We start from the raw sequence: 21,396 nt of genomic DNA on the forward strand, positions 1-21,396 counted from the left end.
CCAGGCAAGATCGTTCCGCAATAGCTCAGTGGTAGAGCAACCGGCTGTTAACCGGTAGGTCGTAGGTTCAAATCCTACTTGCGGAGCCAATTTAGGCCCGTTGGTCAAGCGGTTAAGACACCGCCCTTTCACGGCGGTAACACGGGTTCGAATCCCGTACGGGTCACCAATATGGAGGATTAGCTCAGCTGGGAGAGCACCTGCCTTACAAGCAGGGGGTCGGCGGTTCGATCCCGTCATCCTCCACCATTTTTATTTATTCCATCAAACCTATATATATGCCGGTGTAGCTCAGTTGGTAGAGCATCTGACTTGTAATCAGAGGGTCGAGGGTTCGAATCCTTTCGCCGGCACTCCTCGGGGGGGTAGCGAAGTGGCTAAACGCGGCGGACTGTAAATCCGCTCCTTCGGGTTCGGCGGTTCGAATCCGCCCCCCCCCACCAGGTTTGAGCCATTAGCTCAGTTGGTAGAGCATCTGACTTTTAATCAGAGGGTCGCAGGTTCGAGCCCTGCATGGCTCACCATTTTTTTGCGGAAGTAGTTCAGTGGTAGAATACGACCTTGCCAAGGTCGGGGTCGCGGGTTCGAATCCCGTCTTCCGCTCCATATTTTCTTCCCTTTAAGGGGCCTTAGCTCAGCTGGGAGAGCGCCTGCCTTGCACGCAGGAGGTCAGCGGTTCGATCCCGCTAGGCTCCACCATATGTTTGTTTCTTAAGTTAGTGATGACTTAAGTTTTTTTTTGCCTAAAACCATGAACCATTCAAATGAGAGTACAGAGAAAGGCAGCCTGCCACCATTCAGGCTGCCTTTTTGTATGTTTATTCATTGCGATGCCGAGTTGAACCAAGTGAATGATAGCGTTTACAATTTAGGTATCAAGTGCTTAAAGGGGGAATGGCAATGCAATGGTCATATATTCATGTGCCGCTACGATACGGTCAAGGAAAACTCGGGGTTGACCAAGGTCCGGCGAAATTAAACGAATTAGGAATGGAAAAACTCCTTCCGACTGAAACGGTCAAACATACAATTCGTGTATTACCGGAATCAGAGATTCGTGAAAATGAAGAACATTTAAAGCGAGTCGATGGTGTCTTACACACTGTCACCGAGTTAGCGGAAGTCGTGCATCGCGAAATCACCGCAAATCGGTTCCCGTTGATCGTTGGGGGCGATCATAGTATGGCAATCGGTACACTTGCTGGACTGGCGCAAACGGGACCATACGGCGTTATTTGGGTAGATGCACATGCCGATTTAAATACCGGAGAAACTTCGCCGTCAGGCAACATTCATGGGATGCCACTTGCTGCAGCAATGGGGATGGGCGATGTTCGTCTGACAGAGGTAGGTGGACGTGAGCCGAAATTATCGCCAGAGCATTTAGTGTATATTGCGCTTCGTGATATCGATGAGGGCGAAATGAATGAAATCAATCGTCTTGGGATTAAAGTCATTACGGTAGAAGAAGTACGTACGCGTGGTGTCGACGTCATTATGCAAGAGGCGTTGAGCTATCTCCGTGAACGAGTCAACCGTTTTTACATTAGCTTCGATATGGATAGTTTAGATGCAGCGCTTGTTCCAGGAACAGGGACACCAGTTGACGGTGGTTTGACAGAAGTCGAAGCCAAAGCCATTTTAACAGAAGCCATGAAGGCGGATGATCTAATTGCTGTTGAACTCGTTGAATTGAATCCATCATTAGATCGAGACAACATGACAGCAAACTTAGCATACCGTCTATGTGAAACGATTATAAAATCAAAAGAAAACCTGTTATTGGAAGGCGAGACAGTCTGATTTCCTTACAGTTTCCAAACCCGTTTGCTACAATGGGGGTGGAAACTTTTTTTTATTTTCATGAAACCATTTTATAAGTGAGACGTATATAGAAATGACCGCACGTGTAGCGGAGAGGGGAAGTGGATTGATGGAACGGCTGACCACCCGTTTGGTAGATGAATTGAGGGCGGGGAATCACGATTCGTTTGCCGAACTGGTAGAACTATACAAGGATGGCGTCTTTGCAATCGCCTATAAAATTTTGTATGATCGTGGCGAAGCGGAAGACGCTGCCCAGGAAGCGTTCATTCGTGCGTATACACGAATTGATACGTATGACGCACAATATAAGTTCAAAACATGGCTCTATCGAATCACAACGAACGTTGCCATTGATCGATTAAGGAAACGGAAACCGGAGTATTCGATGGATGCTGAAATTGCGGGTACGGACGGTTTGACCTATCAAGACCACTTAGCTGATGAAGCGCCCCAACCCGATGCCCAAGTGGTTCATCGCGAAATTCGAAGTGAGATGCATGAGGCAATCAAGCAACTTCCGGACAAATACCGCATTCCCTTATTGTTAAAGTATGTGGATGATTTGTCACTTAAAGAAATCAGCGTGATGATCGACATGCCGGTCGCAACGGTTAAGACAAGGATCTTCCGGGGAAGAGAAATGTTAAAAACAATCTTTCAAAATAGGGAGGGGTTCAATTGACTCCTGAAGAAAAAGTACAACAATATTTGGAAGATGGCGTTTTGCCCGAAGAATCTGACGAATTGCGTCAGTTGTTAGAGGACGATGAATTATATGAGTCGTATCTACAATATGAACGAATCGACGCAGAACTGAAAGCATTGCCTCGTCCAAAGTTATCAGCAGATTTTACGGCTCGTGTAATGGCGGCCTTGCCTGAAACACCTGCACAAAAAGCACCTGATGCGGTCATTCCGTTATCAAAACCGGTCCGAAAAGAACGAAAACCGCTCTCGAAGCAAATGGTCTGGTTACAACGACATCCAGGTTTGATTGCAGCAGTCCTATTCTTTAGTTTGATGTCGAGTGCGACCCTTGGACTATGGAACAGTGCATCTGAGACGATGACGTATACAAAAGTACCGGGTGTTGTCGTATCAGAGAACGAAGTCATTGTGCCGGCCGGTGTAACGGTCGAGAAAGATATCACGGTCCAAGGTGGCGATTTACGAATCGAAGGAACTGTCAAAGGTGACGCGACCGCTGTAAATGGTCGTGCGTATTTGGCCAGTGCCGGTCAAGTGACAGGTGAGCTTGAACAGATTGACCAAATGTTCGAATGGATTTGGTATTCGATCAAACAGCTTTTCTAAAGACGCTTTTGGCGTCTTTTTTTTCGTTTCAATCTGGTTTCGTTTTGATGTGACGCAATGCGAATATACAGAATTGATGATATAATGGAAATTGCACGATTTAGCTAGGTAGTTAAGGAGGGGAGCATTTGCCGCTACTTGAACAAGTATCATTTTTCTCATTTTTAAATCTTTCAGAAAACGTACATTGGTACGATTATTTGAATGATGTTTTAGATATCGTCGTCGTCACGTACGTCATTTATAAATTAATGATGATTGTGCGTGGGACAAAAGCAGTTCAGTTAATTAAAGGGATCTCGATCATCCTGGTCAGTTGGTTCTTGAGCGGTTTCTTCGGGTTGAAGACGCTCCAGTTCTTGCTAAATCAGGTGATTACGTATGGTCTTCTTGGAATCATCATCATCTTTCAACCTGAGTTGAGACGTGGTCTTGAGCATCTCGGGCGCACGAGCAATTTGTTCGGTCGTACGGGAACAAGTGACGAAGAGCAACAACGACAAATGATTGAAGCAATCGTCAGTTCTGCGCAGTACATGTCAAAACGGCGAATCGGTGCATTGATTGCCATCGAGCGCGATACGGGACTCAATGAATATGTGGAGACAGGTATTCGGATGGATTCTCATATTACGTCTCAGTTGATTATTAACTTATTCATTCCAAACACGCCACTTCATGATGGTGCGATGATTATTCAGGATGGAAAGATTGCAGCGGCAGCTTGTTATTTACCGCTCTCAGAAAGTCCACACATCGATAAAGCACTCGGGACGCGTCACCGTGCAGCTATTGGAGTCAGTGAAGTGACAGATAGTGTGACCCTCACCGTTTCAGAAGAAACAGGAGCGGTCTCTCTTGCGATTGCAGGACGTCTGTATCGAGAGTTGGATGAGGAAGCGCTACGCAACAAATTAATTCAAGAACTCGTCATCGAAGAAAAAGAGACGACCCTCTCGTTCTTCGGTAAAAAAGGAGGGGATAAGTAAGTGATTGATCAGTGGTTACAACATAAATGGTTTCTCCGCTTCATCGCACTTGCTTTAGCCGTCCTTTTATACTTAATGGTCGCAGAGACTAGTTCTTCGAACAATGCGTCGAGCGCGCTGCCAATCGTCGGGCAAAGTTCCATGACGCTCGATGTGCCGGTCGAAGTGTTTTTTGATGAGGTGCAGTATGTCGCATATAATGTACCTGAAGAGATGGGTGTTGAGCTCCAAGGTCCGTCAAGTAGTTTGACGATGACCAAATTGGTGAAAGATTATCAAGTATTCGTCGACTTGACGAACCTCGGGACTGGCTTTCACCGTGTCCCTGTGGAAGCACGAGGGTTCGGTGGCGACGTCAACGTCAAGCTAGACCGAGAAACCGTCGAAATCTACATTGACCGGAAGCAAACGATTGAAGTGCCGGTGTCTGTGAATTTATTAAATAAAGATCAGTTACCGGACGGAAAAGTGGCGGGTGATGTCGAGATCGAGCCGTCTACTGTGAAAGTCACAGGAGGCGCAAGTCGGATTCAAAACGTCAAAGAAATCACATTGAATGTCGATGTCGCAAGTCAAAGTCAGACGTTTACACGAGAAATTCCCCCGACCATTTTAGATGCGAACGGGAATCCGTTGAACGTGTCGGTCGATCCAAATATCATCAATGTGACCGTACCAATTTATGATGAGAGTGCGATGATTCCAATCGAGGTCGTCACGAGCGGAAAAGTGGCCGATGACTTCCGATTAGTTGATACGTTGTTAGGTGAGACGGAAGTCCGTGTCTTTGCACCAAAAGAGGTGCTCGACGCACTCGAAAAAGTCGAGACGGAACCGATTGAACTGGATGACTTAACGAAGTCGGAGAAGGTATCTGCTACTTTACGCCTTCCGGAAGGCGCCACATCACTTGGTAAAAAAGAAGTGGAAGTCCAAGTGCTCATTCGTCCGAACGATGAGTCGAAAGATGACACGGGCGAGTTGACAGAACGGATTCGATTGACGGTCCCGGTCAATGTTCGCGGATATGACCGGACGAATTATACAGTTCAAACACAAGAAGTCGTCAGTGTGACACTTTCAGGGAAACGATCTCTCCTAGAGAACATCTCTTCAAACAGTGTCAACGTGACACTGGATTTGACCGGTTTACCGAGTGGGACACACGCGGTAGATGTAGATTATGAAGTACCAAAAGGCGTGACTGTTGTCTCGCCAAAAACGATCGATGTTCAAGTGACGAGCGTCGATGAAGAAACAGAGACATCTTCCATTCAATAAAGATGTTCAATCATACAAAAGTGAGGATTTAATCTTATGGGTAAATATTTTGGAACAGATGGAGTTCGCGGTGTTGCGAACTCTGAGTTAACTGCGGAATTAGCATATCGTTTAGGTCGTGCGGGTGGCTACGTGCTCTCGAAACATTTGCCAGAAGGCGAACAGCCAAAAGTCTTGATTGGTCGTGACACACGAATCTCAGGACATATGTTAGAGGGTGCATTGATTGCAGGTCTTCTGTCAATCGGTGCAGAAGTGATGCGTCTCGGTGTCATCTCGACACCTGGGGTCGCCTACTTGACGAAGTCACTAGATGCGACAGCGGGAGTCATGATTTCGGCATCGCATAACCCTGTCGCAGACAACGGCATCAAATTCTTTGGTAGCGATGGTTTCAAATTAGATGATGCGACTGAGCAAGAAATCGAAGACATTTTAGACGCAGCGGAAGATACACTTCCACGGCCGACTGGAAAAGACCTCGGTTTCGTTTCAGATTATTACGAGGGTGCACAAAAATACCTTCAAATGTTGAAACAGACTGTAGAAGAGGACTTCGATGGTCTTCACATCGCTCTTGATTGCGCACATGGCGCAACGAGCGGTCTTGCAGCGCGTCTCTTCGCTGACCTTGAGGCGAACGTATCGACAATCGGTAACTCGCCGAACGGGTTGAACATCAATGAAGGTGTCGGCTCGACACACCCTGAGCACTTGGCTGAGTTCGTTCGTGAAAAAGGAGCGGACATGGGTCTTGCCTTTGATGGCGATGGAGACCGTTTGATTGCAATTGATGAGAACGGCGATATCGTGGACGGGGACAAAATCATGTATATTTGCGGGAAATACTTGAGTGAAAAAGGTCGTTTGAAAGACAACACGATTGTCGCAACGGTCATGAGTAACCTCGGTTTCCATAAAGCTGTGGAAGAAGCAGGCATGACGGCGCTTCAGACAGCGGTCGGCGATCGTTACGTTGTGGAAGAGATGAAGAAACATCAATATACACTCGGTGGCGAACAGTCGGGTCACTTGATCTTCCTCGATCACTCGACAACGGGTGACGGGATGTTGTCAGGCGTCCAGTTGGCGGAAATCGTCAAGTCGACGGGCCGTAAACTTTCTGAATTGGCGGCTGAGATGCCAGTTTATCCGCAAAAGCTCGTCAACATTCGTGTAACGAATAAGAACGATGCGATGAACGGCGAGCGTGTCCTCGCAACGATTCAAGAAGCAGAAGCTGAAATGGCTGGGAACGGTCGTATCCTCGTCCGTGCATCTGGAACAGAACCACTCGTCCGTGTCATGGCGGAAGCGCCGACAGCAGAAGAGTGCGACCTCTACGTTGAAAAAATTGCACAAGTCGTCCGTGAAGATTACGGTGTAGAAGGATAAAATTTCAGAAACCGGGAATAACACAAGGGAATCCAACGTTGGATTCCCTTTTTGTTTCCGTTTTGTCATCGAGAAAACAATGGTTCTTCTTGACGAATGGGGGTGTGATTTGTACTATTAAGAGCGTGACCTTGGAAACGGAAGGACACAAGAGTACGAACAAGCGCCAGAACTCTACGGAGTTGACGAGGTTGGAGGTTATCGAGATTTCGGCGGATGCCTCCTCGTCGCCTGTCACGACGAAAAACATACTTTTAAAACGACCGGGTGACCGGACGGACAAAGAAGTATGTGCTGACAGCTCTTAGAAAAAGCCCGTTTCCTTTTTCGAGAAATCGAAGAATAGAGGAGATTTGTTTATGTGTGGAATTGTAGGAATGATTGGGAATACCGGAGCGAAGGAAGTCCTTCTCAAAGGTCTTGAAAAACTCGAGTACCGTGGTTATGACTCGGCAGGTCTTGCGTTGATGCATGAAAATGTCAACGTTCACAAAGAAGTCGGTCGCATCGCTGCGCTACGCGAAATCATCCCAGCAGAAGTAGACGGCACGATTGGAATCGGCCACACACGTTGGGCGACACACGGGGTACCGAGCGTACCGAACGCCCACCCGCACCAAAGTACGACAGGACGCTTCACGCTCGTCCACAACGGCGTAATCGAGAACGACGAAATCATCAAGAAGACGCTTGATGTCCCGTTCCTTTCTGAGACGGACACGGAAGTCATCGTCCAGCTCATGGAGAAGCACTTCGTCGAGCTCGGTGATGTCGAGGCGGCGTTCCGCAAGACGCTCTCGGACCTCCACGGTTCATACGCGATCGCGATGATCGACTCAGAGGACAAAGAGCGCCTCTATATCGGCAAGAACAAGTCACCACTCCTCGTCGGACTTGGTGACGGCACGTTCAACGTCGTCGCATCGGACGCAATGGCGATGCTCCAGGTGACAGACCAGTACCTCGAGCTCCACGACGGCGAGATCGTCATCCTCACACGTGAGTCGGCGACGATCAAGACGCTCGACGGTGACGTGCTCGAGCGTGCACCGTACACGGCCGAGATCGATGCGTCAGACATCGAGAAAGGTACGTACGCGCACTACATGTTGAAGGAGATGGACGAGCAGCCGGCCGTCATCCGCAACATCATCCAGCACTACCAGAACGAGAACGGCGACATCGAACTCACAGAAGGCGTGCGCGAGCTCGTCTCGGAAGCGGACCGCGTCTATATCGTTGCGTGTGGAACAAGTTACCACGCTGGTCTTGTTGGGAAACAATTGATCGAGCGCGTCGCAGGTGTACCGACTGAAGTACACGTCGCGTCAGAGTTCGGTTACAACATGCCACTTTTAACAGAAAAGCCACTCTTCCTCTTCATCTCACAATCAGGTGAGACAGCGGACAGCCGTGCCGTGCTCGTTGAAGTGAAAAAGCTTGGCCATAAAGCGCTCACGTTAACAAACGTAGCAGGATCGACATTGTCGCGCGAAGCGAACGAAACGATGCTCCTCCATGCCGGACCGGAGATCGCCGTCGCTTCGACGAAAGCGTACACGGCTCAGATTGCCGTCCTCGCGATTCTCGCATACGACATCGCTCGTGCGAACGGGAAGAAACTTCCGTTTGATTTGATGCAAGAGCTCGCACTCGTTGCGACAACGATGGATTCGATCATGGCACAAAAAGAAATCTTTGAAGAGCTTGCTGATAAGTTCTTGAAAGAATCACGTAACGCGTTCTTCCTCGGACGTGGATTGGATTCATATGTTGGTCTTGAAGGCGCATTGAAGCTAAAAGAGATCTCATATATCCAAGCGGAAGGCTACCCAGGCGGGGAGCTCAAACACGGTCCGATCGCGTTGATCGAAGATGGGACACCGGTTATCACGCTCGTGTCTCAACCGAACACACACCTCAACATTCGCGGAAACATCAAAGAAGTTGTGGCGCGTGGTGCAGTAGCATGTACGATTTCCATGGAAGGAATGGAACACGAAAACGACGCATTCGTTCTTCCACGTGTTGAACCACTTCTCACGCCACTCGTGACGGTTCTTCCACTTCAACTCATCTCGTACTATGCGGCACTTGCCCGTGACTGTGATGTCGACAAGCCACGTAACTTGGCGAAGTCTGTAACGGTTGAATAATGTTTAAGACCAAAATCTTTCGGGATTTTGGTCTTTTTTGTTGCAATGCGTTAACAAATCATCGGAATGCTCTCAAAAACGTCTGTCCATTCTTAGGAATGGGTACACTCAACGTGAGTATGAATAAAGGAGAGATTCGATGAAACAGAAAAAATGGATGACGGGTTTAGGTGTCATCGTACTCGCTACATCGTTAGCCGCATGTGGGGATACGGCAGATGATCCATCGATGGAGATGTCAGAAGAACAAAGCATGGACCATTCGGCAATGGATCACTCGGGATCTGGAGAAGTACCAGAAGGTTTGATGGAAGCAAGTGATCCGACGTATCCAGTCGGGTCAACCGCGATGATGACAGCGGATCACATGCCAGGGATGGAAGGTGTGGAGGCCACGATTGTCGGTGCGTATGATACAACCGTCTACGCAGTCAGTTATACACCGACAACAGGCGGTGATCCTGTAGAGAATCACAAATGGGTGATTCATGAAGAACTTGAGAATCCGGGTGACGCACCGTTGGCAGAAAACGAAAAAGTCGTATTGACCGCTGACCATATGGATGGGATGAACGGAGCGGAGGCGACAATCGATACCGCCATCGATGCGACCGTCTACATGGTTGATTACACGACGGAAGATGGAGAAGAGGTCACAAACCATAAATGGGTGACCGAGAGCGAACTAGAAGCGATGAAATAAGTGAAGTAGACCTCAAGAGATGCTTGAGGTCTATTTTTTTCGATATATATTTATTGATAAACAATAAAAAACGACGTATGATGTAGAAAATGAAATGATTGGGGTGTGTGACAAGTGAAACGAGAAACCGTCTTTTTAAAACTATCGGTGATTGTCTTAGCCCTCCCGATTCTTGCGGCATGTATCTTTTTATTGCCATTTCTGTGGCGAGAAGCGACAGAGAGTGGGGGATGGATTGCGAATTCGATGCGTCCGATTATTGGGGGTATGTATGTGGCGGCAATCCCTTACTTCATAGCGTTATTCAAAACGTTCAACTTATTGGGGTTGATTGACCGGAATGAGGCATTCTCTTATCGCGCGGTGAAATCACTTCGCGTCATCAAATATTGTGCCCTTGTCATCACAATCATCTATATAGCGACGCTTCCATTCTTCTATTGGTTTGCCGAACGTGACGATTCGCCAGGATTTTTGGTCATCGGATTCGTGTTGGTGTTCGCCGCATTTGTCATTGCCGTCTTTGCTGAGCTGTTACAGAAATTATTGAAGCGGGCCATCGACATGAAACAAGAAATTGATTTGACGGTCTGAGGTGAGAGAGATGACAATCATTGTGAATTTAGACGTGATGTTGGCGAAACGAAAAATGAGCGTGACGGAGCTGTCGGAACGGGTCGGGATCACCATGGCAAACTTGTCGATTTTGAAGAATGGCAAAGCGAAAGCGATTCGTTTCTCGACACTTGAAGCGATTTGTGAAGCACTCGACTGTCAGCCTGGGGACATATTAGAATATCGAGCGGACGAACGAGCAGAGTGAACCCTCTGCTTTTTTTCATGAATTTGAAACGTATTCAATCCATGTTGCGTATATAAGGTAAATCGTTCAAGGGGAGATTAGAAAAAATGGTTCAAACATGGACAGAACGGACGCACGAAGCAATCAATGGGAAGCGGGGTCGACTGTTAGCCTGGTCGCTTCTCTGTGCCGTGATCTTAGAGTTTAGCGCATTGCTCGACCCGACATTGTATGGGGCGAAAGCCGATTCGTTTCAGGCGATTGTATTCCTTTTAGGTACAATCGTCGTATCCTTCATACTGTATCCCATCATCATCGGTTATCACTGGGTCATACTCTCGATTATTCGCGGACAAGACGCGCAGTTTCGTGAGGTGTTTCGACCGATGAAAGAACGATTTGGTAAGCATGTGATGGCTGTCATCCTACTAGCCATCTTCCAGACGTTATGGACACTATTGTTCATTGTTCCGGGAATCATGAAGTTTTTCTCCTACGCGTTCACGTACTTTATTTTGCGAGATGAGCCAGAGCTATCAGTAAGAGAATCAATCACGAAGTCACGCGCGTTGATGCATGGTCAGAAGTGGGAGGCATTCAAACTGATTTTGCCGTTCATTCCGATTTATTTGATTGGCTTCACGTTATTTATGGTCGTGAATTCGGTTTTACTTGCCGTATTCTCCTTATCAATCGCGACGATTCTCATTCGCCCATTCGTCGTTGCACGTTTCGCTGTCATGTATGAAGACTCGCGTCGGACGTACGACGAACAATGGAAGAAACCAGCCTGAAGCATATCAAATAGAGGTTGAAAGGAAAGGGCATGCTACAATCTTCATGAACAGAAAGGGGAATGCTGAATGAAGATTGGAATCATTGGGGCTGGTCTGAGCGGAATTATCGCAGCGCGTGAACTCGTACGTCGAGGTCATACCGTTGAATTGATTGAAAAGAGCCAAAGCGTCGGGGGACGTTTGGCGACACGGCGAATCGGTGACGGACAAGCAGATCACGGGGCCGTCTATTTCACTGTACGTGGGGAAGCGCTCGAACGAGAGGTACAGTCATGGATGAGTGCGGACTGGGTGCGTGTCTGGTATGCCGATCCTTATCCGCGATATGTTGCGACAGATGGGATGAACGGACTCGCCAAACATCTTGCTGAAGGGTTGACTGTCCATTTGAATGAATATGTGGAGCACGTTCGCATGGAGAAGGATGGCGCCGTTATCGTGAAGACAGACGTGACGGAACGTTCATACGAAAGAATCGTCATGACGGCACCGCTTCCTCAATCATTCGAACGACTCGGAAGTTTGGTTGACCAGATTGAACACTCACTCCGGCGTCTCGTGTATGCACCGACGTTCGTCGGTCTCTTTGAATGCACAGGTGATGTACAGATTGGGGCAGATGGGATTCTCGATCAAGACCTGACGCTAGGCGTATTGAAAGTAATCAATAATCGCCAAAAAGGAATCTCTGCGACCTCACTCATCAGCGTCTATATGGAAGAGGCGTGGAGTGAGGAGTGGTATGAGCGACCGGAAACGGAGACGCTTGCAGAGATTGAGCGGTTAGTGCGTGAGGAAGTCGGAGACCTCAGCATCGAATCACGGCAGTTGAAACGGTGGCGCTATGCGCAAGCGAAAGACGTGTGGCATGAACCGTTTTACCAGGTAAGCCACCATCCCATCTATTTGGCCGGCGATATTTTTCTTGAAGCGGATGATCCATCCGGACGTACACGATTTGAGAGTGCCTATTTGTCTGGATTACGTGTCGCTGAAGCAATCGTTTAAACCTTCTACGGAAGGTTTTTTCGTTTTGGTGACGAATAGACAGACAAACGAACTGGAGAGGGGCATTCATATGGGAATGATTGGAACTTATCTGCGAGTAACAGATGATGAGTTGGCGCGGCTACTCGATGAACCTGATTATTTTGAGGAATTGCTCGAGTATGAAGAACGACAAGCGGATATCGATAAAGCGTGGCAGGGGCTTTACTTTTTGCTGACCGGAGAAGCGGACTTGGACGACATTGCTCGTCACTCACTCGGCAGAACGATTTTCGGAGGAATTGTAATCGAAGAGGAAACAGGAACGACCTATTTGACATCGTCAGAGGTGAAAGACTTATCGACCCGTCTTCAATATATCGAACGAGATGCCCTTGAATCACGTTATGACATGACGAGGATGAATGAGCAGGAACTGTATCCGTTCGAGAGAGGATGGGGAAGTGAGGAAAAACAATACTTGCTTGAACAGTTCGAGGAATTAAAAACGATTTTTTCATCTGCGTCACAAAAACAAGAAGGGCTGATCACGTGGATTGGATAAAATACGACTGATATGTTGCGCCGATAGGGTTACCTAATCGGTCTTTTTATTTGACGTTATTTAGTTTAGGGCATAAACTATAACCATCTAGTTTAGGGGGTAAACTAAAAATGAAAGCATTGATGCGTGAAGCGGTGCAGTTGTTTGAAGAAGTGATGTTCCATGGGACGGAGCATGTCATCGAAGCGATGGAAGGGGACGTATGGCGCGAGTATTCGCGCGAACAGCTCCAACTATTGAAGTTACTCGATCAATTTGGGCCCACTCCTGCTGGGCAACTTGCGCAAAAACAAGGCGTCCACAAAAGCGCGGTCTCGAATCGCCTGAAAAAGTTGGTCGAAAAAGGACTTGTCACGAGTCGGCGAGGACAAGACCAACGCGAACGATTGATTGAATTGACCCCGGAAGGAAAGCGGCTCGTCGAAGAAGTGGACGGTGCCGTCTATCGATATGTGGAATCCCTCATCGATGGAGAAGTAGACGAAATTGAAATTGAGCAGTTTGTTCGGACGTTCCGAAAAATAAAACAATTGCTCCGAATTGGGGAGGAATAACACGTGCATAAAATCATTCAATGGCGTTGGGGCATCTTCATTTCCCTCATCGTATTGACGGCAGCCCTGTTTGTCGCGGCGCCGAACTTAACGAAGCAAGCAGAAGAAGCAGGTAGTTTCCAACTTGCAGACGATATGGACTCACAGCGGGCACAAGCGATTTTAGATGAAGCCGGGAAGAGTGACAAAACCATTTCCCTCGTCTACGAGTTCGAGTCGATTGGCGAAGCAGAGCGAACCGATGTCGCTCGTGTCATCGAAGAGCTTAGACAGAGTGAAACGGTCGTGACCGATGTTCTCGATCCGTTTGAAAGTGAGGAGACAGAGGCTCAGCTTGTCTCAGAAGACGGACAGATTGTCCTCGTTCCGATCACGGTCGAAGGTACGACAGAAGAAATCAATGCGTTTGCCGATGACGTGCGGGAAAATGTGCTTCCTCAGGACGAGACGGTATATATCACAGGGGAAGAAATCATTAACAATGATGTGAACTTGAGTGCCCAAGAAGGATTGAAAAAGACGGAGATTATCACGGTCGTGTTGATCTTTGGGTTACTACTCCTCGTGTTCCGTTCAATTGTGACCCCATTCATCCCGCTCATTGCGGTCGGGTTTACGTATTTATTGAGTCAATCGTTCGTCGCGTTCTTCGTGGATTGGTTCGGATTCCCGGTATCGAATTATACACAAATATTCCTCGTGGCCATCTTGTTTGGGATTGGGACAGACTACTGTATCCTGCTTCTTAGCCGATATAAAGAAGAGCTGAGCGCGGGGCATTCGATTGAAGACGCAATCGTCAATACGTACAAGACGGCAGGACGGACGGTCCTCATCAGTGGGCTCGCCGTCTTCGTCGGTTTTGCTGCCATCGGATTTGCTGACTTCCCGATCTTTAAATCGGCGGTCGCTGTCGCGGTCGGGATTGCGGTGTTGCTGTTGATTCTCTTCACAGTCGTTCCGTTCTTTATGGCGACACTCAAACAACGGCTGTTTTGGCCATCGAAAAAAGCGGGCGAGCATCATGACAGCAAGCTTTGGGCTGGATTGAGCCGATTGTCGGTTAATCGTCCGTTCGTCTCGATTTTAGTCGTCGGATTGATTACGGTGCCTGTCTTATTCACATATGACGATGCCCGTTCGTTCAATACGGTCGATGAGATTGGAGACGGGTACGATTCGGTACGTGGACTGAATTTGATTTCTGAAGGGTTCGGTCAAGGGGAATCCCTTCCGGTACAAGTCATTTTGAAACAAGATCAAGCCATTACAGAATCAGAAGTCCCATACATTGAAATGTTCGCAAGCGAGCTTGAAAAAGTAGATGGGGTGAGCGGGGTGCGTGCCCTCACACGTCCGACTGGCGAAGTCATCGATGATTTCTATGTAGACACGCAGCTCGGCGAACTCAGTGAAGGCTTGTCTGAAGCACAGACGGGTCTCGGTGATGTACAGGCCGGATTAGACGAAATCGAGCAGGGTCTGAACGCGGTCGTTGGACAGTTGCCAAGCGGTTCAACCAATGCCGGGGCACCGCTTGCAGAAGCAGCAGCGGGGCTAAATCAGTTAAATGGTCAACTTGGTTTGATTGGACAAGGATTGACAGCGACTCAAAACATTCCAGCTGCCGTCGGACAACTCGGTCAAGTATCGGCGGGTCTTACACAAATCGAATCGGGCATCAATGAAGCGGCGTCCGCATTAAATGCACAAGGTTCTCAAGTCGGTGAACTTGGTAACGGGTTATCACAACTCGCGACAGGTGTAGGTGAAGCGAACGATGGGCTAGGGCAAATCGAGTCCGGTCTTGGCGAGGCGGTTTCGTTCTTACAACAGCTGAGTGAAGCAGATTCACTTCGTGAGACGGGTGTCTATCTTCCGGAGGGGACGCTCACGTCAGATGCGTTCTCACCTGCCGTCGAACGCTACTTCTTTGATGAAGAGACAGCGACTCAGCTCGAAGTCGTACTCGAGATGGATCCTTATTCACCAGAAGCGATTGATGTCGTCGAGACAATTAAAGAGACGATGGATCGTGCTGTCACGAGGACGCCGTATGCAGATGCGACCATCGGGTATGCGGGTATCTCAAGCATCAACAGCGATTTGAATGAGACGTCAACGAACGATTTCAATCGAACGGTAGCCATCATGCTCGTGACGTTATTCATCGTCTTGACGGCATTGTTCCGCTCGATGATCATGCCACTCTATATGATTGCTTCGCTTCTCTTGACGTATTATACGTCGGCGGCGATTACGGAGCTGATCTTTGTAGAAGGACTTGGCTATGACGGAATTAGCTGGGCCGTTCCGTTCTTTGGATTTGTCATGTTGATCGCTCTTGGGATCGACTATTCGATTTTCCTTTTAGATCGATTCCGAGAAGAAACAATCAATGGGAAGACGGTACGTGATGCACTCATCTATTCGATGACGAAGATGGGTACCGTGATTATGACCGCCGCGGTCATCCTCGCCGGGACGTTCGGCGCCATGATTCCATCAGGCGTGCTCAGTCTCGTCCAGATTGCGACGATTGTCATCACTGGTTTACTATTGTACGGATTGATTGTGTTACCACTCTTGATTCCAGCCATTACGATTTCATTTGGCGATGGTGTCTGGTGGCCATTCCGACAAAAGAAAAAGTCTTAAGTAGAAGCGGATGTCTCGTATAATGAGATATCCGTTTTTTGGGATAGAATGTGGTGGATTCGGGAACAGAAAGGCAGGTCGATCATCTAAGGAGGAATATGGTATGGAAATCGTCATTACTGCAATCTTGAAAGCCCATCCCGGAAAAGAAGAGGCGTTACGTGATGCGTTGCATCGTGTGATTCCACCATCGAGAGCGGAAGAAGGATGTCTCGCTTACGTTCTTCACGAAGCAATCGATGCACCGGGAACGTTTGTTTTTTATGAGAAGTATAAAGACGAAGAGGCACTCGATCACCACATCCATTCGTCGCACTATCAGGCATATCGGGATGAAGCCGGGGAGCTTCTTGCTGAGCGTGAAGTCTATCGTTTGCATGAAGTCTGAAAGGAGACTTTCTCATGATTACGCAACCCGTGATTCCGTGTATTTGGTTTGAACAGGACGTTGAAGAGATTGCCGAGTGGTATGTATCCATCTTTCCAGATTCATTTGTCGACTATACGACAAGATTTTCAAGTTCACCCGCAGGCGAGACGACGATTGTGACGTTATCGCTCGCTGGACAGTTCTTTCAGTTACTCGGGGGAGGGACGACGCAAGAACGAAATCCGTCTATTTCCTACATGGTATCGCTCCCGACGACGGAAGAAATCAATGCGTTGTGGGAACGATTATCTGACGGAGCGGATATCTTGATTCCATTAGACACGTACGACTTCAGTCAGCGTTATGGGTGGTTGCAGGACCGCTACGGGGTTTCTTGGCAAATCATGCATGATGGCGGGATGGACATTCAGCTCGTGACGCCATGCTTATTGTTTGTCAAAGAAGCGTTCGGTCGCGCCGAAGCGGCGATGAACGATTGGATTTCCATTTTCAAAGATTCATATGTACTGGACGGACACACCGTACGATATACGGAGGAAGACGGCGACGAGCTCGACGGGAAAATCAACTATGCCCGCTTCGTCTTGTCTGGTCGAGAATTTGTTGTGATGGACAGTAATGAAAATCATATGTTTTCATTTAACGAAACACAGTCGCTCATCGCTTTTTGTGAGACACAAGACGAAGTCGATGCGTATTGGGAACAGTTATCGGCTGTACCGGAAGCAGAGGAGTGTGGGTGGCTGAAAGATCGCTATGGCGTCTCGTGGCAAATCATTCCGTGGGAAATGGAAGAGATGATGACGGTCGGGTCGCAAGAGCAGATTGAACAGGTCGTACAGGCATGTCTGCCCATGAAAAAGCTCGATATCGCAACATTGCGTCAAGCATACTAAACAAAGCTCCCGAGACAAATAGCTCGGGAGCTTGTTCATGGGTTCATTTGCGAGAGTGCGTCCTTCTCGATGATGGTATCTGAGAGACGGAGCTGGCTGGCCGCACGATCGATGTAAGGAGCGCATCGCTCGAATGCGACCGGTTTTTCTGTCTCGACGGAGTAGCATGTGCCGCTACCAGAACGTTTGGTCAAGTCTGGTTCATAGTAATGGTCTTCGTATCGGAAAGCGCCCGTCCGAAATACGGTCAGATTCGGCGTATCATTCAAGAGGGAGTCGCCAAGCATATACGCCGGAGAGATCCCAAGTAAATCGAGAATCGTCGGCGCGATATCAATTTGTCCACCGCTTGCCTCAATGACTTCTCCTGTCGTTAATCCAGACGGTTTGATGAAGAGAGGAACAGCACGGTCGAGTTGAAACGCGTCAACCGTCGAGTCTACTCCTTCGATGGTGGCCATTTCTTCTCCAGGTGCCGTCAGACCGCTATCGTGGTCACCATACATAACGAGAAGCGTCTCATCCCACAGCCCTTCTTCTTTCAATCGTTCGATGAACTGACCGACCGCCGCGTCGACGAAATGGACGGTATGGTAATAGTTTTCGAGAAGCGGGTCGTCAATTTCTGACAGGTCCAATCGTTTCTCGTCCTCCGGAATGTCATACGGCGTATGACTCGTCAATGCGACTAAAAACGCATAGAACGGTTCATTCAACTCTTCCATAAATCCGACTGACGTATTCAAGAAATCTTGATCGTTGAGTGCCATCCCGATGATGCCTTGGTCGGGGTAGTCTTTGTCGCTAAAGAAATGATTGAATCCGATGTTGTCATAAAAATCATCTCGATTCCAAAAGTCTTTACGGAATGAGTGCATCGCTGCCGTATCGTAGCCCGCCTCGTTCAATGATTGAGAGAGCGCACTGAATTGATTTCCCGGGAAACGCGTGTAGACGGAACCGGATTTGACAGGATAGAGTGACGTGTTGACGATGAACTCCGCATCGGATGTCCGCCCCTCATGCGTCTGATGATACACGTTCGGGAAATAGAGCATGTCACGTCGCAATCGGTTCAAATTCGGAGTCAATTCCTGTCCGTTGATTTGTTGATCGATGACAGATGTTTGGAACGATTCGAGTTGTAAGACGATGACATTCGTATCCGGGCTCGGAGCACTTAATTCTTGGTAAGAGAGTGCTTGGATTTGAGAACGCTCCTCGTCGGTCAGTCCCTCGTCCCATCCCATAGCGCGATCGACACCTCGTGCAACGTCCATTGCGTGATAGCCCCAAAAACCGAGATGATAATATTCACGCATGTTGGAGATTGGGTCGTCTGCAATCCATTTTTCCCCGCGCTGATAACTGAGGGTGAGCGGAATCGTGAAAAGTAGAAATCCGAGTGTGAAGCCAGCGAGCGCCAATCGTCTTCCGTGCCGTTTCCTTTCACGGACAGGATGACGTTTCATATAACGTAAAATCAAACCGTAGATGATGAGATCGATGAAGAAGAAAGCGTCGATTGGACGAATGAGCGTCAAGAAGCCTCCACCGACGTCTCCCATCTGTCCAATGTCGGACAGTAAGGCGACGGATAATAAGTCCTCGAAATAGCGATAGTACCAGACGTCCGAGACGAGCAAAGTACTATGTAAAAACAAAGAAACGTATAAAATCCATCGACGAATTGGGTAAGACACGGCGAGTGCCCAACTTGTCAGGAGCAAAATCGTCGCCAAATTGATGAGGAAGAATGAGAAGTCGAACGCCGTCGCGGTCAACCAGCTAAAGAAGAAGAGCTTTGCCAGAGAGAGTGATAAGTAGCTCCAATAATCGAGATATTTGATCATGAACAACACATCCTTTTCATACCCATTCCCGATGAGACGAGTGAGGGAAACGTGAAGATGTGTCCAACAAAAAAGAGGCACATCGGCCTCAGTTGATCAGAAACGTATCACGCAGTTCAATGATGGTTCCTTCAGGTGCTTTTAGTTTACTTAAATGTCCATCGACGACGAAGTAGATGTTCCCACCGTGCTTCGGTAAGAACGTGACACCAAGTTGTTCGAGTCGTGCGACTTCCGCTTCGAGGTCATCCACATAGAGGGCAAAATGGACGGGACCGGCCGCGTGTTTCGAATAGTCTTGTAACGCTTCATCGGCTTTGGCGGTCTGTAGCTCGATATAAAAATCACCGAGCTTGAGCCAACTATTGAAGTCACGCGTATGGAAGTTTGGTGACTCTTGGACGAGTTCAAAACCGAGCGCTTCGTAAAATGACTTCGATGCGGCATAATCTGGTGTTTGGATACAAATATGGTGAATTTGTTTCATCAGGACTTTCCTTTCGTTTGGAGGTCGTTCACTCGGTTGCGGTGGAACGGGGAAGTCACATCTTCCGAGATGAGACTGATCGTATGTCCATCCGGGTCTCGTACGTCAAAGTAAGACATGCCTCCGAAATCGTGAAGCGGTGTCGCGATCAATCCTGCTTGTTCGAACGATTGATACGTGAACTGAATGTCCTCACAGATGACGTTGAAATAGACATGGGCTTGTCCGGATGCATCTTTAAATGTTGCGGGTTGCGGTGACGAGGTCTGGATCAATCCGAGTTGAGTCGAACCGTCTGGCAGACAAATCCCTATTCCTCCTTCCCAGCGCCCGATTTCTTGGGCATGAAAATAAGTGGTATACCAGTTCAGAGACTGTTCGACATCTGATACGGGAATGAAGATACTTCCGATTCGAAACATATGATAACCTCCCTTTCTCTTATTAGTGTAGCGAATGCATGGTCTCGAAGATACGGGGGAAGAAACTTTTTATGGGAGCAAGCGTATGGAAGATAGAGAAAGATAGAAATCAACGAGGTGAAAGCATGAAAGGAAATGAATTCACGATTCAATCGATTGATGCAGTCAATCGAGAGGCGGTCATCGCCCTGACAGTGGACGAGAAACAATCCCGATTCATCGAGACAAATTCCGAGTCGCTTCAAGAGATGGCTGAGGATACGAAATACAATTGGCGGAGCTATGCATTCTATGAAGGCGAGCGACCGGTTGGCTTCATGATGGTCGGAGCGGAAAACCAGACAGAACGTTATGTATGGCTCGACCGCTTCATGATTGGTCAACATGAACAGGGGAAAGGCGTTGGAACGAAGTGCCTACGCATGGCGGTGGACTGGATTCAGACAGAGTACGACGTGGATGATATCATCCTGAGCCTTCATCCAGAGAATGAAGCGGCGAAACGATTTTATGCGAAGAACGGCTTTGTCGACAGCGGCTTAATCGATGAATGGAACGACGAAGCGATTTGGGTCTATCACACAAAAACCCGACCGTCATGAGTCGGTCGGGTTCTCGGATCAACAATTTGTTATTTGAGGACACTTGGTCGCAACTGTTTCACGCGCGACAAAACGAGCCAACCGAGAAGCGCTCCCGTCAAACTAGAAGCAAGGAACGCCGGCACGAAGAAGAAGGCGCCGAACGTTGAACCCATTAACAGTTTCGCGTACGGAACGGCAATCAACGAGGCGATGACACCAGTTCCGATGATTTCTCCGAGAGCGGCAGCATAGAGACGGTTCGTGCGAACGAAGAAGATGCCGGCAAGACACGCACCGATCATGCCGCCAGGGAATGCGAGCAGTGACCCGGTCCCAGTCATGACGCGAATGAGTCCTGTGACGAAAGCGACGAGAACGGCTCCGATCGGACCGACGGTGACTGCGGCGATCACGTTCACCATGTGTTGAATCGGATAAGCGCGAGCGACACCTGTGGGAATCGAGATGAACATCGAGCCGACGACGGCGATGGCAACGAGCATTGCCATCCAAGTGAGTTGTTGAATACGCATGAATAGTCTCCTTTCAAAATAAAAACGCCACGTTTCCAGACGGAAAAATGGCGTGGACATACAGAGACGTATCCCAAGCCACTTCCCTACGCTGGTATGAGCCAGATCAGGTTCAAAGGGTCCGGCAAATGCCGTCTCAGCCCGAGGGCTCCCCTAGTGGTCGTTTATTGGTTTGAGTATAGCATAAATTGGAAGGGGACGG

Annotated in this window: 22 protein-coding genes, 8 tRNA genes and 1 riboswitch; of the genes, 26 read left to right on the top strand and 4 right to left on the bottom strand. The window is 48.4% G+C overall.

Features of this window, described 5'->3' with window-relative positions; all coding sequences use genetic code 11:
- Positions 1 to 14 precede the first annotated feature (14 nt).
- The 25 genes from KNO91_RS03275 to KNO91_RS03395 all read left to right on the top strand — a co-directional run bounded on the left by KNO91_RS03275 (position 15) and on the right by KNO91_RS03395 (position 17,315).
- Positions 15 to 89, top strand: a tRNA-Asn gene (locus KNO91_RS03275).
- A gap of 5 nt (positions 90 to 94) precedes the next feature.
- A tRNA-Glu gene (locus KNO91_RS03280) sits at positions 95 to 169 on the top strand.
- A 4-nt stretch (positions 170 to 173) separates the two neighbouring features.
- Positions 174 to 249 (top strand) — tRNA-Val (locus tag KNO91_RS03285).
- Positions 250 to 280: 31 nt separating this feature from the next.
- Positions 281 to 353 (top strand) — tRNA-Thr (locus tag KNO91_RS03290).
- A 6-nt stretch (positions 354 to 359) separates the two neighbouring features.
- A tRNA-Tyr gene (locus KNO91_RS03295) sits at positions 360 to 443 on the top strand.
- Positions 444 to 448: 5 nt separating this feature from the next.
- Positions 449 to 524 (top strand) — tRNA-Lys (locus KNO91_RS03300).
- Between the two features lie 7 nt (positions 525 to 531).
- Positions 532 to 606, top strand: a tRNA-Gly gene (locus tag KNO91_RS03305).
- A gap of 17 nt (positions 607 to 623) precedes the next feature.
- Positions 624 to 699 (top strand) — tRNA-Ala (locus KNO91_RS03310).
- Positions 700 to 900: 201 nt separating this feature from the next.
- Positions 901 to 1,803 (top strand): arginase, encoded by a 903-nt coding sequence (rocF, locus tag KNO91_RS03315; RefSeq protein ID WP_214792350.1) that lies wholly within the window; start codon positions 901 to 903, stop codon positions 1,801 to 1,803.
- Between the two features lie 130 nt (positions 1,804 to 1,933).
- On the top strand, positions 1,934 to 2,509 hold the full coding sequence (gene sigW, locus KNO91_RS03320; RefSeq protein ID WP_012727640.1) for an RNA polymerase sigma factor SigW: 576 nt from the start codon (positions 1,934 to 1,936) through the stop codon (positions 2,507 to 2,509).
- Positions 2,506 to 3,141: an RseA family anti-sigma factor gene (locus KNO91_RS03325; RefSeq protein ID WP_214785819.1), complete on the top strand. Its 636-nt coding sequence runs from the start codon at positions 2,506 to 2,508 to the stop codon at positions 3,139 to 3,141. Before sigW ends, KNO91_RS03325 begins: the two co-directional genes overlap by 4 nt.
- A gap of 128 nt (positions 3,142 to 3,269) precedes the next feature.
- Entirely contained in the window at positions 3,270 to 4,130 is an 861-nt protein-coding gene (gene cdaA, locus KNO91_RS03330; protein WP_214785821.1) for a diadenylate cyclase CdaA, read from the top strand.
- Complete coding sequence (locus KNO91_RS03335) at positions 4,131 to 5,411, top strand: CdaR family protein (protein ID WP_214792353.1); 1,281 nt, start codon at positions 4,131 to 4,133, stop codon at positions 5,409 to 5,411.
- A 36-nt stretch (positions 5,412 to 5,447) separates the two neighbouring features.
- A complete protein-coding gene (gene glmM, locus KNO91_RS03340; RefSeq protein WP_214697357.1) occupies positions 5,448 to 6,806 on the top strand; it encodes a phosphoglucosamine mutase in 1,359 nt (452 codons plus the stop codon).
- A 359-nt stretch (positions 6,807 to 7,165) separates the two neighbouring features.
- A complete protein-coding gene (gene glmS, locus KNO91_RS03345) occupies positions 7,166 to 8,962 on the top strand; it encodes a glutamine--fructose-6-phosphate transaminase (isomerizing) (RefSeq protein WP_214816106.1) in 1,797 nt (598 codons plus the stop codon).
- Positions 8,963 to 9,101: 139 nt separating this feature from the next.
- A complete protein-coding gene (locus KNO91_RS03350) occupies positions 9,102 to 9,665 on the top strand; it encodes a YdhK family protein (RefSeq protein WP_214792359.1) in 564 nt (187 codons plus the stop codon).
- Between the two features lie 114 nt (positions 9,666 to 9,779).
- Positions 9,780 to 10,259 carry a DUF2975 domain-containing protein gene (locus KNO91_RS03355; RefSeq protein ID WP_214785829.1) on the top strand — a complete coding sequence of 160 codons (480 nt, stop codon included), beginning with the start codon at positions 9,780 to 9,782 and terminating at the stop codon, positions 10,257 to 10,259.
- 10 nt (positions 10,260 to 10,269) lie between these two features.
- Positions 10,270 to 10,488 carry a helix-turn-helix domain-containing protein gene (locus KNO91_RS03360; RefSeq protein WP_214785831.1) on the top strand — a complete coding sequence of 73 codons (219 nt, stop codon included), beginning with the start codon at positions 10,270 to 10,272 and terminating at the stop codon, positions 10,486 to 10,488.
- Between the two features lie 86 nt (positions 10,489 to 10,574).
- A complete protein-coding gene (locus KNO91_RS03365) occupies positions 10,575 to 11,261 on the top strand; it encodes a DUF975 family protein (RefSeq protein ID WP_214816109.1) in 687 nt (228 codons plus the stop codon).
- Between the two features lie 69 nt (positions 11,262 to 11,330).
- The gene (locus KNO91_RS03370; RefSeq protein WP_214816112.1) at positions 11,331 to 12,272 is read left to right on the top strand and encodes an NAD(P)/FAD-dependent oxidoreductase; all 942 of its coding nucleotides are present in this window, start codon (positions 11,331 to 11,333) and stop codon (positions 12,270 to 12,272) included.
- A gap of 70 nt (positions 12,273 to 12,342) precedes the next feature.
- Positions 12,343 to 12,816, top strand: coding sequence for a YfbM family protein (locus tag KNO91_RS03375; RefSeq protein ID WP_214816115.1), 474 nt, complete (start codon positions 12,343 to 12,345; stop codon positions 12,814 to 12,816).
- Positions 12,817 to 12,926: 110 nt separating this feature from the next.
- Complete coding sequence (locus KNO91_RS03380) at positions 12,927 to 13,370, top strand: MarR family winged helix-turn-helix transcriptional regulator (protein ID WP_078147853.1); 444 nt, start codon at positions 12,927 to 12,929, stop codon at positions 13,368 to 13,370.
- A gap of 3 nt (positions 13,371 to 13,373) precedes the next feature.
- Complete coding sequence (locus KNO91_RS03385) at positions 13,374 to 16,028, top strand: MMPL family transporter (RefSeq protein WP_214816118.1); 2,655 nt, start codon at positions 13,374 to 13,376, stop codon at positions 16,026 to 16,028.
- A 103-nt stretch (positions 16,029 to 16,131) separates the two neighbouring features.
- On the top strand, positions 16,132 to 16,416 hold the full coding sequence (locus KNO91_RS03390) for a putative quinol monooxygenase (RefSeq protein WP_214816121.1): 285 nt from the start codon (positions 16,132 to 16,134) through the stop codon (positions 16,414 to 16,416).
- A gap of 14 nt (positions 16,417 to 16,430) precedes the next feature.
- Entirely contained in the window at positions 16,431 to 17,315 is an 885-nt protein-coding gene (locus KNO91_RS03395) for a VOC family protein (RefSeq protein WP_214816124.1), read from the top strand.
- Between the two features lie 35 nt (positions 17,316 to 17,350).
- Here the strand turns inward: KNO91_RS03395 and KNO91_RS03400 are convergent, their stop codons facing one another.
- From KNO91_RS03400 to KNO91_RS03410, 3 genes are all read right to left on the bottom strand, one after another.
- Entirely contained in the window at positions 17,351 to 19,168 is a 1,818-nt protein-coding gene (locus tag KNO91_RS03400; protein WP_214816127.1) for an LTA synthase family protein, read from the bottom strand.
- Positions 19,169 to 19,256: 88 nt separating this feature from the next.
- Complete coding sequence (locus KNO91_RS03405) at positions 19,257 to 19,655, bottom strand: VOC family protein (protein ID WP_214816130.1); 399 nt, start codon at positions 19,653 to 19,655, stop codon at positions 19,257 to 19,259.
- Positions 19,655 to 20,077 carry a VOC family protein gene (locus KNO91_RS03410; protein ID WP_214816133.1) on the bottom strand — a complete coding sequence of 141 codons (423 nt, stop codon included), beginning with the start codon at positions 20,075 to 20,077 and terminating at the stop codon, positions 19,655 to 19,657. The genes KNO91_RS03405 and KNO91_RS03410 overlap by 1 nt, the downstream gene beginning before the upstream one ends.
- Positions 20,078 to 20,202: 125 nt before the next feature.
- Here KNO91_RS03410 and KNO91_RS03415 point away from each other — a divergent pair, with 125 nt between their 5' ends.
- Positions 20,203 to 20,679, top strand: coding sequence for a GNAT family N-acetyltransferase (locus tag KNO91_RS03415; RefSeq protein WP_214816136.1), 477 nt, complete (start codon positions 20,203 to 20,205; stop codon positions 20,677 to 20,679).
- 29 nt (positions 20,680 to 20,708) lie between these two features.
- Here KNO91_RS03415 and thiW read toward each other — a convergent pair whose 3' ends face one another.
- Positions 20,709 to 21,194, bottom strand: coding sequence for an energy coupling factor transporter S component ThiW (thiW, locus tag KNO91_RS03420; protein WP_214792383.1), 486 nt, complete (start codon positions 21,192 to 21,194; stop codon positions 20,709 to 20,711).
- A gap of 66 nt (positions 21,195 to 21,260) precedes the next feature.
- A riboswitch (TPP riboswitch) is annotated at positions 21,261 to 21,359 on the bottom strand.
- Positions 21,360 to 21,396 lie beyond the last annotated feature (37 nt).

The sequence above is a fragment of the Exiguobacterium sp. s59 genome (genome assembly GCF_018617475.1).
Taxonomy (GTDB): Bacteria; Bacillota; Bacilli; order Exiguobacteriales; family Exiguobacteriaceae; genus Exiguobacterium; species Exiguobacterium aestuarii.